The following is a 15414-nucleotide window of genomic DNA, read 5'->3' on the forward strand; positions in this document are numbered from 1 at the left end:
AAAATAAATACTAAATTATGCGTAGCACCTGTCACCTGTCACCTGTCACCTGTCACCTGTTATATATTTTCTTTTTGTACATCGGCTTGTGTGTACACCGTACACCTTTTACAAAAAATCCAAGTTCACCACAAAACTCAACATATTTGTGTTACCCTAGTACAGTTGTCTAAAATCCGCACATCTGGGAATTCGGGTGTTTCTTAAATTGAGAAATACACCTAGATGGAGGTTTAACCCGAATAGGAGTAACAAAATATGCCAGTAGTTTCCTTGGCTCAAATGATGGAGTCAGGCGTTCACTTTGGTCATCAGACCAGACGTTGGAACCCCAAAATGGCTCCTTATATCTACACCTCTCGAAATGGTGTACATATCATTGACTTGGTACAAACAGCCCAGTTGATGGATAACGCGTATAACTATATGCGAACCCAGTCAGAGCAAGGTAAAAAATTCCTGTTTGTTGGCACTAAGCGCCAAGCAGCCGGAATTATTGCCCAAGAAGCACTCCGTTGCGGTTCTCACTACATTAACCAACGTTGGTTGGGTGGAATGCTCACCAACTGGGCAACCATTAAAACCAGAGCCGAGCGTCTCAAAGATTTAGAACGGAGAGAAGAGAGCGGCGCACTGGATTTATTACCCAAGAAAGAAGCCTCCATGCTGCGTCGGGAAATGACGAAGCTACAAAAATATTTGGGCGGCATTAAAAATATGCGGAAAGTTCCCGATATCGTGGTTATTGTTGACCAGAAGCGGGAATATAACGCAGTTCAAGAATGCGAAAAATTGGGGATTCCGATTGTGTCCATGTTGGATACCAACTGTGACCCAGACGTTGTAGATATTCCGATCCCAGCCAACGACGACGCAATTAGATCAATTAAGCTAATTGTCGGTAAATTAGCAGATGCTATCTATGAAGGTCGTCATGGTCAGCTAGAAGCAGAAGAAGACTACGATGATTACGCTGACGAAGACTATGAATATGATGAAAGTGATAGCACTGAGTCAGAAGACGAAGCATAAGCATCTGTGATCGGGATTAAGGCGTACCAAAGAATAAATTAGCCAATTTTTTAGTAGTCTGGCAAATAAGTAGGGGTTTGGCAGTGCTAAACCCCTAAATCTATACTAAAGATTGGGGTATTTTTTTGATTGGAAGTCTCTTAAATGATTTTCAAATGAGTCCTGATAGTCTGATAATCTTGAATAATATTTGTATCTGTCAAGTTAAGAATTGAGGCAATATGGCGGAAATATCTGCAAAACTCGTCCAGGAGCTACGCCAAAAAACCGGTGCTGGCATGATGGACTGCAAAAAGGCACTGAAGGAAAATGAAGGTGATGTCGAGGCGGCTACAACTTGGCTACGGCAAAAAGGTATTGCTAAAGCTGATAAAGGAAGCGCTCGCATTGCCGCAGAAGGTCTAGTAGACACCTACATTCGACCTGATGGACAAGTCGGTGTACTAATAGAGGTAAACTGTCAAACAGACTTTGTTGCCCGCAATGAAGCTTTCAAAGCCTTAGTTAAGAACCTGGCAAAACAAGCTGCAAATGCTGATACTGTTGAGTCTTTATTGGCTCAACCCTATACTGAAAAGTCCAGTGTTACTGTTGATGAATTCATCAAAGAAACAATTGCAACTCTTGGTGAAAATATTCAAGTCCGGCGCTTTGTGAATTTCTCTCTTACCACTGACAAACCAGGAATAGTAGATAGCTATATTCATACTGGTGGTCGTGTTGGTGTACTATTAGAATTAAATTCTCAAACCGATGCACCGGCTACCCAGGAAGAGTTCCAAAACTTGGCACGGAATGCTGCAATGCAAGTTGCCGCTTGTCCTAACGTCGAGTACGTTAACATAGACCAAATTCCTGTCGAAGTTGTCACCAAAGAAAAAGACATCGAAATGGGTAAGGACGACTTGGGTAATAAGCCAGAGAACATCAAAGAAAAGATTGTTCAAGGTAGAATTGAAAAACGTCTTAAAGAAATGACTTTACTAGATCAACCTTTTATCCGTGATCAAAGTATTTCGGTAGAAGACTTGGTGAAGCAAGTAGAAAAAATAGTTGGTGAGGGAATTCAAGTCAGTCGCTTTGTGCGTTATGTACTCGGTGAAGGTATTGAAAGGAAAGAAATGAGCTTTGCTGATGAAGTTGCTGCCCAAATTGGTGCTAAGTAATTTTGTTCTTAGAGGGTGTTTGAAAAGTTATGGTTGATGTATCAAATATTTTTTACCCCACCCTAACCCTCCCCTTGTAAAGGGGAGGGAACTGGATTTTTATTGTTTCCCCCCTTTACAAGGGGGGACTAAGGGGGGTAGCAATGTGATGAAAATTACGGAATACCACTTTTCAAACATCCTCTTAGAGACTTCTAAATAAAAAAATGTCCCAAAATGTCTTGTGGTGCAAGCATCTTGACTGCTAATAATACAAGGACGGGCAGGATGCCCATCCCACAAGATTGGATACCTTTCGCGGAGGTTTATTAGTGCTTATTGGTGTCAACTTAAGGTAACAAATAACACGCTGTCCTGTGCTTTATATGATGATTATTTATTCAAAATTCTGTATATTTGTACTATATAAAGCAACTGACAACTAACCAGCTTAAACTTATGGCGAGAGCAATTGAACGGATAGAAAAAGATATTACTGACTTAAAAGAGGCGATTAGTGCGATCGCTTACGAACTCAATTTAGCCTATGCTAGATATATACATATACTGGGTTCAGCCTTACAAAAACAATTGATTTTAGCTAGTTATTACCTGTGTACCCAGGGATATCCTGATGAATTTCTGAACTTATCACTAAATCAGCGGCAAAAATTACAACAAGGCATTCGTAAGTTCAGTCAACAAGCCGCTAAAGAATTAATTAATTATATTCAACCCCCAAAAGTTACCCAGACGGAAGCAGTTGTAGAAACTGAAGAAAAAGAGAAAATCGAAGAAGAGAACGAAGAAAACGAACCACAACCTAAAGCCTTAGATCCTTCTAACCCTGTAGAACTAGTTGAATGGCAACAAGATTTAGAAGAAGCAATTCAAGAAACTTTGAAAAAAGTCTCACAAGCAGTTAATATCTTAATCCAGAAAACCGGAGTCCTACCCAAAAAACTACCAGAACCGATTTTAGTCGCTGCCACCGCTGCTGCTGCTTCCTCAGAGGGTTCTAGTAATATGATACCTAGCCCTCCCAATCTATTAAACTTAGTGATAGAAATTAGTGATGAGGAAGATTCCGAAGATTCTAGCCTGACTCAGATTATGGCTATTCACTTACGACTAGGAGAAATAGAATTTGCTGAAGCGACACTATTGGCAGAACGCAAAGCAATTCGCAATATTTTAATGCAATTGAATAAACTAGGACGAGAATATCAAAAAAGGCAACGAGAACTTAAAATTGCTGAAGCCGAAGCCGCTTGGCGTGCCAGTTGGTTTGAAGATTAAGTAGGTGGGCAGGGGAATTAAAAACGCAAAATTAAAGATTAATAACTATATAGTTTATTGAAAAATCTATCTCTCAAAACTCTATACTCTCTTAGAGGATGTTTGAAAAGTGGTATTCCGTAATTTTCATCACATTGCTACCCCCCTTAGTCCCCCCTTGTAAAGGGGGGAAACAATAAAAATCCAGTTCCCTCCCCTTTACAAGGGGAGGGTTAGGGTGGGGTAAAAAATATTTGATACATCAACCATAACTTTCCAAACACCCTCTTAACAACTGACAACTGACAACTGACTAATGATTAATGACTAATGACTAATGAAACACCCGATTGGATAAGATTAAATAAAGCCTTAGCGTTTGAGGCAGAAAAAGGCTTTATAGATTTAATAGGTAAGCAGTATCGCTTTAGTGAATTTCTGTGTTTGACTTTTGGTAATTTCCCAACTGCCTTACCACCAAAAGAAAGACCCCGCTGGCATCAAGTAGGAATGGAATTTGCCAACTATCCAAATTTAACATTACCAGAAAGACAACACTTAGTAGCAGAAATTAGAAGATATCTAAATCAACTTCAACAAGAACTAGAAACAGAAGAAACCAAAATAAATTACGAATCTAAAAACCAACATCCCACCACGCCAATTGTTGCCGAAATTAGTAAAAAATTAGCACCAACACTGGATAAAAAACTTAGAGATTTACCAGAAATTGGCATTAAAAAATCTGATAGTTTAGCGCGGTTGGATTTACATACTGTTCGGGATTTATTGTTTTATTATCCTCGTGATCATATTGATTATGCCCGTCAGGTGAATATTAGTGAATTAGAAGGGGGGGAAACAGTAACTATCATAGCGACAGTTAAAAGATTTAACTTTTTCACCAGTCCTAAAAATAAGAAATTATCAATTTTAGAATTAATTTTAAAAGACAATACCGGACAAATTAAAGTTACCCGTTTTTACGCAGGTGCGCGTTTTAGCAGTCGTGGTTGGCAAGAAAGTTTAAAACGCAACTATCCTGTAGGTAGTATGTTAGCGGCTTGTGGATTAGTCAAAGGTGGTAAATATGGTTTAACTTTGGATAATCCAGAATTAGAAGTTTTGGCAAATCCAGGAGATACCATTGATTCTCTAACTATTGGGCGAGTTGTGCCTATTTATGCCCTGACTGAAGGAGTAATGGCTAATACAGTCAGACAGGCTGTAATGACGGCTTTAACAGCAGCAGTGAATTTAAAAGATCCTTTACCTAAAGGTTTACGAGAAAAATATGCTTTGATGGAATTGAAAGAGGCAATTCCTAATATTCATTTTCCCAAAGATAGTGACTCTTTAAAAATTGCCCGTCGTCGGTTAGTATTTGATGAATTTTTCTACTTACAACTTGGCTTACTGCAACGCCAAAAAAAAGCGCGAGAAATTCAAACCAGTGCCATACTTGCACCCACAGGCAAATTATTAGAACAATTCGACGAAATTCTCCCTTTTCAATTAACCGGCGCACAACAGAGAGTTGTAAATGAAATTCTCACCGATTTACAAAAACCTGTAGCTATGAATCGCTTAGTCCAGGGTGATGTTGGTTCAGGGAAAACTGTTGTTGCTGTTATTGCTATTTTAGCCGCAATTCAATCAGGTTATCAAGCGGCGTTAATGGCACCTACTGAAGTATTAGCAGAACAACATTATCGTAAATTAGTAAGTTGGTTTAATCTCCTCCATTTACCAGTTGAATTATTAACAGGTTCGACAAAAGTAGCAAAAAGAAGAGAAATTCATTCCCAATTAGAAACAGGTGAATTACCTTTATTGGTGGGAACACACGCCTTAATTCAAGATAAAGTTAATTTTCAACGTTTGGGTTTAGTTGTTATAGATGAACAGCATCGGTTTGGTGTACAACAAAGAGCAAAGTTACAGCAAAAAGGCGAACAACCTCATGTTTTAACGATGACGGCTACACCCATTCCTCGGACATTAGCATTAACTGTACATGGGGATTTAGATGTTAGTCAAATTGATGAATTACCACCAGGAAGACAACAAATTAAAACCACGATGTTAAGTGGACAACAACGTCCCCAAGCTTATGATTTAATCCGCCGAGAAGTTGCCCAAGGTAGACAAGTTTATATAGTTTTACCTTTGGTAGAAGAATCAGAAAAATTAGATTTGCGTTCGGCTGTAGATGAACATCAGAAGTTACAAGAAAGTGTGTTTCCTGATTTTCAAGTTGGGTTATTGCATGGACGCATGACTTCAGCCGAAAAAGAAGAAGCAATTAATAAATTTCGTGATAATGAAACTCAAATCATTGTTTCTACGACTGTGATTGAGGTGGGCGTGGATGTACCTAATGCCACCGTTATGCTGATTGAACACGCGGAAAGATTCGGTTTATCACAATTGCACCAATTGCGGGGGCGAGTGGGACGGGGTGCAGCGCAATCCTATTGTTTATTAATGAGTAGTACCAGAAGCCCTGATGCTCAACAACGTTTGAAGGTGTTGGAACAGTCCCAAGATGGGTTTTTTATCTCGGAAATGGATATGCGGTTTCGCGGTCCTGGGGAGGTGATGGGAACTCGTCAATCTGGTGTAGCAGATTTTACTTTAGCGAGTTTGGTGGAAGATGAGGACATTTTGCTGTTAGCGCGACAAGCAGCAGAAAAAGTGATTGATATGGATGCAAGTTTAGCGCGTTGGCCATTAATGCAGGATGAGTTAAGGTATAGGTATGAGCGGTTAATGGGGGGAGCAATTTTGACGTAATTGTCTTAGAGGATGTTTTATATTTGGGGAATTTCAAATTGTGTCCTTTCGGCTATTTTATAAGCTAATTTTTGAAAATCTTCATAAACATTTCTCACTACCTTAGTATGAGCGCCAATAGCACCATCAGCAGGTTTTAAGTAAAACATTGGTTTATGAGCTTCTCGAGCCATTGGCATCAAACTTTGGTAGTTTTTAAGTAAGGCTAAACAATTGGGATCGTTTTCGATAGAAATTATATTTTCACCAGGCTGATCTAAAACATCTTCTCTATAAACTGTGGGAATACGAGTAATCCAACGTTCATAAGCTTTGACTGGACGATCTAATCTAACTGAGTGCTGCAAAACAATATAACCAACAGGTTGCATTATTCCTTGGGGAAGTTGTAAATCCTTTGCTAAACTTTTTTTACCTGAAGAATTTGTTTTGGATAACCTTTCTTGCCACTCTGCACGCCAAGTTCTTAATGTGGGTCCAAGGTTACGCAAGCCTTGGAGAGAAAATAAATCTGGTGCAAGGGGAACAACAACATAGTCAGCAGCAATTAAGGCTGCACGATTTATTGCTCCTAAATTGGGTCCCAAATCCATCAATATTACATTTGCTTGGTGTTTAACGGCTGTTTGTTGGAGAATCCTCCAGAAAGCAGAAATTACGCGGAAAGCCCTTTCTTGTCCACCTCCACCAAGACAATTAGGCCACTGTGCTGAAAGCTCATCTTCAAAACCAGAAAGAGCTAAATCTCCAACTAAAAGAGCTAAGTTTTCAGATTCTTGGATATATTCTAAATGTGGATTATCAATATCACCAATACCTTTTAATAAGGGTTGTACACAATCAAAGACAGTTGTTGGTTCACTATTTACTAACCAAATTTGTTCCAAGCGTTCCTCATCTAAAAAAGCAGTAGTAAGGTTAGCTTGGGGGTCTAGATCAGCCGCAACTACTCGCAGTCCTAAATCTTGATACATCCATGCCAAGTGATAGACTAAGGAAGTTTTACCAACTCCTCCCTTGTTATTAAAGAAAGCAATAATCTTTGCATTCATGATTTTTTCTTCAGGGTTACTAAAACATGGGCATCTTCCACAGTAAATTCCAGAGGGGGATTACCATTTTTTAGAAGTTGCTGACGAGCAAGTTCAATTCCTAAACCAAATCTCTGCACATAACCAAGATTTTTCATTGCTTCAGCCAGATGAGGATTGCGATAGTCAGTTATCCCTGGTTGACCAAAATTTTGCCGATTTACCTGACCAAAAGGTCCACCAGGATTTTGAATTTCGATGCGGTCATTAAACCAGGTAATTCTGACTGGTGCATTTGTCCCTTCATAGGTACGGTGCATCACTGCATTTCTTCCTAATTGTTGTAAGGCAACTATGGGATAATCAGGTTGTTGTAACTCAATTGGTTGGGCTGTAATATCAGTAGCAACAGATATATTAACTTGAAAAATTTCGTCGAGCATCCGCAACAAATCTGGAAGCGCACCACCAATTTCTTTTTGATCTTTAATTGGATCAGTTAACTCAGTACCACCAATACGAAGAAATTGAATATAGGCACAGGGAACGAATTGTCTAGGGTCATTACCAATAACTAATACACCCAAAATAGTTGGTTTAGATAATGCATCAATTGTGGCAAACCGCATTGATTTGAGTTGTTGTTCAACTGAACGTTGATTTTCTTGCAAAACATCATTTGCTAAAGATGAGGGTAAATAAACTCGACGAAAAATTTCTAAATCGAGATCATTTAAACTTGCTGATGTTAAAGGTCTTAAATCAAAAGGTAAATCTTTGGAACGTCTTTTTTCAGATAATCGACGTTCTTCTTCTGCTGTTGCAGTAGCTCTGCGGGGACCTACTCTGATCCAAACTCGTCCCTTAAAACGTACAGGAGGAGCATCCGATGGTTCTACAATTACAACTGCCAGATCACATCCGCCAATATTGCGTTTTTGGACAATTGTTGATGGAAAAGGTAAAATGTTGCCATCATCCCGCATACCTGAAACTGTCAGCAGAAGTTTATCATCTATGGTCAGGTTTGCACAAGTTCCATTATCATTAACCCCAATAAATAAAACTCCTGATTTTTGATGATTGGGTAAATCGTTAGCAAATGCACAAATTGCTTCACAAAGTTTACCTCTATCGGATATTGAAGCCTTACGTTCCACTCGATCTGATTCCATATTATTTAGGAGAATTTCTAACTCCTGATCATTCATTGAGTTTCTCCTTATTCATAACTCGTTACTTTTTTATTGTGCATTAATATTATAGCCTCACTTCTTATTTCTTTTCTTTTTTTCCGTCTTTGCATGGGAAAAAATCATCCCACCGCTGGATATTGTGCTAATACCTGCTGTAAATATTGACCGGTATAAGAACGGGGATTTTTTGCCACTTCTTCTGGCGTTCCCGCAGCAATCAGTTCTCCGCCTTTATCTCCGCCTTCGGGTCCCAAATCTATGACCCAATCAGAACAACGAATTACATCTAAATTATGTTCAATAACCAAAATGGAATTGCCTTTATCTACTAATCTTTGGAGAACATCTAACAACTTATGGACATCATAAAAAGATAAACCTGTGGTTGGTTCATCTATTAAATAAAGTGTTTTTCCTGTGGCACGTCGAGATAATTCCGTGGCTAATTTCACCCGTTGGGCTTCTCCACCGGATAAGGTTGTGGCTGGTTGTCCTAATTGCACGTAACCCAAACCAACATCAAATAGAGTTTGTAATCTAGTTACGGCTTTGGGAATGTTTTGACAAAAATCTAATGCTTCTTCAACTGTCATATTCAAAACATCGGAAATTGATTTATCTTTATATTTAACTTGGAGAGTTTCCCGGTTATATCTCGCACCTTTGCAAATTTCACATTGGACATAAACATCAGGGAGAAAGTTCATTTCAATGACATTTACACCTTGTCCACTACAAGCTTCGCAACGTCCACCTTTGACATTAAAAGAAAATTGTCCAGGTTTGTAACCTCTAGTTTTGGCTTCTACGGTTTGGGAAAAGACATCACGAATAATATCGAAAACTCCAGTGTAGGTTGCGGGGTTGGAACGGGGAGTTCTACCTATGGGTGATTGGTCAATGACAATGGCTTTATCAACGCAGTTTAACCCTTTGATTTCATCTATATCTTTGGGTGCGGGAGCTTTTTTGAGAAGATGATGTTGTAGGGATGGATAAAGTAATTCGTTAATTAAGGTAGATTTTCCTGAACCAGAAACACCTGTAACCGAAACAAGTTTTCCCAAGGGAATTTCTACATCTATATTTTGTAAGTTGTTGCGATGGGCATTTCTAATAGCTAAGGCGCGACCATTTCCTTCTCTTCTTTTAGCTGGGGTAGTGATGACTCTTCTTCCTGATAGGTAAGCGCCAGTTAAAGACTCTTCAGCATTGAGTAAATTCTCTAAACTGCCTTCGGAAATAATATTTCCACCATGAATTCCGGCACCTGGACCAATATCAACTATATAGTTAGCGGCGCGGATAGTTTCTTCGTCATGTTCGACGACGATTAAGGTATTTCCTAAGTCGCGTAATTTGGTTAATGTTTTCAGTAATCTGCCGTTATCTCGTTGATGTAATCCAATGCTGGGTTCATCTAAAACATAAAGAACTCCTGTTAGTCCTGAACCAATTTGTGTTGCTAACCGAATGCGTTGGGCTTCTCCACCTGATAATGTCATGGCGGGACGATCTAAGGTGAGGTAATCTAATCCCACATCTAATAAAAATTGTAATCTGGCTTTAACTTCTCTGAGAACTAAATCGGCTATTTGGGTTTGGCGATCGCTCAATTTTAATTTTTCGATTCTTTCCCGACATTCCCGAATGGAAACACTGGTAAAATCTAAAATTCCATATTGTCCTAACTTTACGGATAAGGCTTCGGGTTTTAATCTTTTCCCACCACAAACTTCGCAGGGTTGGTCAATTAAATATTCTTCCAATTTCTGTTTGACTAATTCTGTTCCCCCTTCATACTGTCTTTGTAAAATGGGAATTACACCTTTGAAACTCTGCTTTTTCTCTTCTGTAGTTTTCTTGTTTTCTTCTCCATACAAGACAACTTTTTGCTGTTCTGGTGTCAACTTCCCCCATTGAGTTTGTAACTCAAAGCCATAATTCAAGCCGACAGCATACAGCAATTCCAAATAATAGGAGTTTTCTTTTTCTGACCAGGGAGCGATCGCTGCATACATGGGCGAATCTGGATTAGGGACAACCAATTCCGGGGAAAATCTTCTTAAAGTCCCAATCCCATGACAATGGGGACAAGCACCATAAGGGGAATTAAAAGAAAACAACCGGGGGGATAATTCTTCCATTACCGCACCATGTTCGGGACAAGCAAAGTTTTCCGAAAACACCATTTCTGTGGGTAATTCTTGTGCGGAAATACCTTGATTTTCTGCCTCAGTTGCTATATACTTACTATCAGACCGCTCCAGCGCCATCTTATCCAATGTATCTTTTAATACCTCAATTGTGGCAATTCCGTTAGATTGCTTAAGACAAGTTGCTAGGGAATCTACCAAACGCTCTTGAATACCATCTTTCTTAACTAATCTGTCAATAACCAGTTCTATAGTATGTGTGTTATTTTTATCTAACTCAATGGAATCTGATAGCTCTCGCACCTCTCCATTTACCCGAATGCGGACAAATCCTTGGGCGGCTAAACCAGAAATTAATTTGCGGTGAGTTCCCTTTTTCCCCCGGACTACAGGGGCTAGAATTTGGAAGCGGGTACGGTCGGGAAGTTCCATGATGCGATCGCACATCTGGTCAATGGTCTGAGGGGCAATAGAGCGATCGCACATGGGACAATGAGGTTCACCCGCCCGACCATATAACAACCGCAAATAATCATAAATTTCCGTCACCGTCCCCACAGTTGAACGGGGATTATGGGAAGTTGATTTTTGGTCAATGGAAATTGCCGGACTTAAACCTTCAATTGCTTCAACGTCGGGTTTATCCAACTGTCCCAAAAATTGCCGAGCATAGGCACTGAGAGATTCCACATAACGGCGTTGACCTTCGGCGAAAATGGTATCGAACGCCAAAGAAGACTTACCCGAACCAGAAACGCCAGTAAAGACAATCAGGCGATCGCGGGGTAATTCCAAATCAATATTTTTCAGATTATGCTGCCTAGCACCCCGAATGCGGATAGTATTTTGGCTATTGTGAGCGTTTGGAAGCACATCGTTTAAAGAAGCAGCTAGGTTTTCTGACATATTGACAGGCTAAGGAAAGGTTACACAGTGAAACAATCCTTAATAATACTATCTTTACTCAGGTTATAGTAAAGTATCAATCATCTTAATTTTCTAACCAGGATATCACTTTATATTTTCTTGATTTAGTAGATAATTAGAAAAAATCTTGCTGAGGATAGAGTTATGGTTTCACAAATCGCCGCACCAGCCCAGCTAGAGGTCATTTACTCAGATTGTGACGGACAACTGGTGGCAAATAACACAATTCAGTTTCCTATTCTTGTAGAAATTCAGCAAAACTGAGATTATCTGTTTGCTAATGCTCCAAATATATTTGTAGATGGAGATTTATTTTGGTATCCCGTCGAGGGCAAAAATACATTAAGTAGTCGGACAAAATTAAATTCACTCGTTGAGAGAGGGAACAGGGAACAGGGAACAGGGAACAGAAAAAACAATTGTGTAATTAATTCTGTCCCATTACTTAGTAGAGGAAGTACAAGCAATAATTTAAGAATATAATTATGACAGAAACAAACTATTTGCAACAAAATAATATTAATTCAGAATATGAGGAAGATATAGATATTGAAGAGGAAGAAGAAGAACCAACGCTTTCTCAAGGATTTGATCCGACTTGCATTAGTATGGGAACTAATATCATGACCGTACAGCAAATTCTGGACAGATTAAATAATCATCGAATGATAGCACCTGAATTTCAACGAAAAGAAGGTATTTGGACTAAAACTGCAAAAAGTCGGTTAATTGAATCTCTTTTATTGCAAATTCCTTTACCTGCTTTTTATATTGATGCAACTAATGATGATCAATGGTTAGTCATAGATGGAATCCAAAGAATAACAACATTTAAGGAATTTGTCACTGATCAAAGTTTTAATCTGAATGGATTAGATTTTTTCACTGATTTACATGGTAAAAATTATCAAGAACTGACACCTCGGTGGAAAAGAAGAATTAAAGAAACAAAATTAACAGTATATTTAATTTTAAGAGGAACATCATCTGAGATTAGTTTTAATATATTTAAACGGATTAATCAAGGAGGAACTGCACTTTCTGCTCAAGAAATGCGTTATGCTAAAAACTCTCCAAATAAAATAACAACCTTATTAAAAGAACTTTCTCAATCTCCAGAATTTAAAAAAACAACAGATAAGGGAATTAAAGATAAAAGAATGATTGATCAAGAATGTATTTTAAAAGTTTTATCTTTAATGACAAGTAATATAGATAACCTGACCTTCAAAGATTATGATTATTTTTTAGATAAAAAAATGACCGAAATGAATCAAATGGATGATTCTGAAATAGAGAATATTAAACAAAGATTTTTGTTAATTATGAATCTTGCTCATGATTTATTTGAGGGACAAGCATTTAGGAAGCCAAGAGAGAAACCAAGATATCCTATTAATAAAGCACTACTGGAAGCATGGTCAATTAACCTGGCTAAATTAAATGATCAGGAAATCAATATTCTTAAACAAAGAAAAGAAGATTTACTTAAAGTTTTATTAAAAGAACAAGAAAATGGTAAGTTTGATAGTATCTTATATAAAAGTGCTGGAGATGCTAACATCGTCAAAGAGCGATTTAAGCATATTCAAGGAATTATTCAAAGTATATTGTCATGATTAAAAAATTACATTTAAAAAACTTCAAAGCATTTGCAGATGAAAATTTTGATTTTAAACCTCTTACCTTAATTTCTGGTTTAAATAGTACAGGTAAATCTTCTGTAATTCAACCATTGATTTTATTACGTTATGCTTATAGAACAGATTATTTACCTAATAATGGGCTAAAACTTGATAATGAAATAGCGTATATAGGTACTGGTGAAGATGCTATATATGAAAATGCTGACGAAGAATTAATTAGCTTTGGTATTGTTTGGGAAAATGATCAACAAACAATCTGGAATTTTAATTATGATTTTCAAAAAAATGTACTACCAATTGCATCAATAGTTAATGATTCTCAAATTAATCAATCTAATTTATTTAGCGATAATTTTCACTATTTAGGTGCAGAAAGAATTACACCAGCAGGATTCTATCCTTTATCTGAAAATGATGTTATTAAACATAGACAATTAGGCAAAAAAGGAGAATATACTGGACATTTTTTATTTGAATTTGGTAATCAAGATATTCCTATTAGTGAGTTAAGTCATACTCATAGTGAATCCCAAAGTTTAAAAGATCAAGTAGATGCTTGGATGGGAGAAATTAGCCCTCATATTAAAACCCATGTTGAAAAAGTTGCTAATGCAATCACGTTAAAATATTCTTTTGGTATTAGTAAAAAATATTCTCCTTTTAATGTAGGTTTTGGTGTCACTTATTCTTTACCCATTCTAACAGCAATTCTTTCCTCTAAACCAGGAACAATGATAATTATTGAAAATCCTGAATCTCATCTTCACCCTCAAGGACAATCACAACTAGGTCAATTATTAGCTTTAGCTGCAAATCATGGGATTCAAGTAATCATTGAAAGTCACAGTGATCATATTCTAAATGGTATAAGAATTGCTGTTCATGATGGCAAAATCAAGCCAGAAGATGTACAATTACACTTTTTTGAAATACAAAGTCAAATGAATGAAATTAAAATTCTAACGGAGAAGCAAGATTATTTAGTTTGCATATTCGCATGACTCCGGGTGCATGGAGATTGTATTTTTATCCTTTAAAACCAACTGAAATTATGATTGGCTATATTGGTATTAAAATTCAATAAGAGACTTCCAAGAAATAAATTATCCCAAGAAACGAACCACAGAGGCACAGAGTACACAGAGAGAGAATTTTTGCATCAGTTTTGGGACATTTTTTTATTTGGAAGTCTCTAAATAGACTTATATCCATAATATCCAATGTTTTATTCCACTATTTACTGGAGTTACATGAGATTTATAGCCTAATTATTGAACTTCTGCTGTTTAAGAAATCACTAATTATCAATTACCTGTCCTAACCAATCAATAATTTCACTATTCACAATATCTGGAACTTCATCATGGGGACAATGGCCAGCGCCGGGAATAGGAACAACTTTAATATTTTGACCATTTTCTCGCGCTGCTTCATAGATATTTGCGCCGGTAATTGGTGTCCAAGGATCTTCTGCACCCCAAATTACTAATAACGGAAATTCCAACTTCGGTAATAATTCCTCTGGACTAGGACCGGGAGGTGCAGTGAGAATAGAAGCAAAAACTTCTTGCGCTCCTGGGTCACAAGATGGGCTATAAAGTAAATCTACAAGTTCATCTGTCACAGCAGTGCGATCGCTATATACTTGATATAAAGTCCGGCGAATTTGCGATTTTTGACGAATACGGTTAAAAACGAATTTACCTGTAACTGGGTTAGCCACTAATTTGTTAAAAGTTGCCATCACCACTCGCAGCACAGGATTTAATTCGTGGGGACGGTGACTCAAACCACCAGCAGAGTTAATTAAGACCCCTCCAGCCGCAATTTCTGGATATTCTGTTAAAACAATTAAACTTAAAAGAGCGCCAATAGAATTACCAATAAATATTGCTGGTGTTTGAATATGTGCATTGCAAAAATCTTTTAATAATTCTGCCCACACATTCATGCTATAATCTATAACAGCTTTATCAGAACCACCAAATCCCAACAAATCTAAGGCAAACACCTGATAACCAGCATTAGCCAAAACCGGGATATTTTTGCGCCAATGACCAATGGACGCACCAAAACCGTGAATTAGTACCAAAGGCTGTCCTGTACCCATTACAGTATATTGAATTTGGTAATCTCTCCAAATCCAAACCCGTTTTTCTAAAATTTGTAAATGCTCAGTTGTAGTTGTCATTTTTCTATCAAATTTC

At 37.7% G+C, this 15414-nt stretch carries 11 protein-coding genes; 7 read left to right on the plus strand and 4 right to left on the minus strand.

The window, feature by feature from the left end; all coding sequences use genetic code 11:
- The 5 genes from FJR37_RS26575 to recG all read left to right on the plus strand — a co-directional run.
- A partial coding sequence (locus tag FJR37_RS26575) for a hypothetical protein (RefSeq protein ID WP_217355347.1) occupies window positions 1–207 on the plus strand: 207 nt, incomplete at its 5' end.
- Between the two features lie 51 nt (window positions 208–258).
- The gene (gene rpsB / locus FJR37_RS20205) at window positions 259–1032 is read left to right on the plus strand and encodes a 30S ribosomal protein S2 (RefSeq protein WP_039201314.1); all 774 of its coding nucleotides are present in this window, start codon (window positions 259–261) and stop codon (window positions 1030–1032) included.
- 221 nt (window positions 1033–1253) lie between these two features.
- Window positions 1254–2198, plus strand: coding sequence for a translation elongation factor Ts (gene tsf, locus FJR37_RS20210; protein ID WP_039201313.1), 945 nt, complete (start codon window positions 1254–1256; stop codon window positions 2196–2198).
- Between the two features lie 438 nt (window positions 2199–2636).
- Window positions 2637–3476 carry a hypothetical protein gene (locus FJR37_RS20215; RefSeq protein ID WP_168466957.1) on the plus strand — a complete coding sequence of 280 codons (840 nt, stop codon included), beginning with the start codon at window positions 2637–2639 and terminating at the stop codon, window positions 3474–3476.
- Window positions 3477–3785: 309 nt separating this feature from the next.
- The gene (gene recG, locus FJR37_RS20220; protein WP_168466958.1) at window positions 3786–6251 is read left to right on the plus strand and encodes an ATP-dependent DNA helicase RecG; all 2466 of its coding nucleotides are present in this window, start codon (window positions 3786–3788) and stop codon (window positions 6249–6251) included.
- A gap of 17 nt (window positions 6252–6268) precedes the next feature.
- Here the strand turns inward: recG and FJR37_RS20225 are convergent, their stop codons facing one another.
- The 3 genes from FJR37_RS20225 to uvrA form a co-directional block, all read right to left on the minus strand.
- Entirely contained in the window at window positions 6269–7303 is a 1035-nt protein-coding gene (locus tag FJR37_RS20225) for a ParA family protein (RefSeq protein ID WP_168466959.1), read from the minus strand.
- Entirely contained in the window at window positions 7300–8493 is a 1194-nt protein-coding gene (locus tag FJR37_RS20230; protein ID WP_168466960.1) for an ATP-binding protein, read from the minus strand. Before FJR37_RS20230 ends, FJR37_RS20225 begins: the two co-directional genes overlap by 4 nt.
- 104 nt (window positions 8494–8597) lie before the next feature.
- A complete protein-coding gene (gene uvrA, locus FJR37_RS20235) occupies window positions 8598–11540 on the minus strand; it encodes an excinuclease ABC subunit UvrA (RefSeq protein ID WP_168466961.1) in 2943 nt (980 codons plus the stop codon).
- Between the two features lie 506 nt (window positions 11541–12046).
- Here uvrA and FJR37_RS20245 point away from each other — a divergent pair.
- Together FJR37_RS20245 and FJR37_RS20250 are read left to right on the plus strand one after the other, a co-directional pair.
- A complete protein-coding gene (locus tag FJR37_RS20245; RefSeq protein ID WP_168466962.1) occupies window positions 12047–13180 on the plus strand; it encodes a DUF262 domain-containing protein in 1134 nt (377 codons plus the stop codon).
- Window positions 13177–14208 (plus strand): AAA family ATPase, encoded by a 1032-nt coding sequence (locus tag FJR37_RS20250; RefSeq protein ID WP_168466963.1) that lies wholly within the window; start codon window positions 13177–13179, stop codon window positions 14206–14208. Before FJR37_RS20245 ends, FJR37_RS20250 begins: the two co-directional genes overlap by 4 nt.
- Before the next feature lie 296 nt (window positions 14209–14504).
- On the opposite strand, the gene FJR37_RS20255 is transcribed toward FJR37_RS20250, so the two are convergent.
- Window positions 14505–15398 (minus strand): alpha/beta fold hydrolase, encoded by an 894-nt coding sequence (locus FJR37_RS20255; RefSeq protein ID WP_168466964.1) that lies wholly within the window; start codon window positions 15396–15398, stop codon window positions 14505–14507.
- Window positions 15399–15414: the final 16 nt, after the last annotated feature.

The organism is Aphanizomenon sp. UHCC 0183 (assembly GCF_009712065.1).
Classification (GTDB): Bacteria; Cyanobacteriota; Cyanobacteriia; order Cyanobacteriales; family Nostocaceae; genus Dolichospermum; species Dolichospermum heterosporum.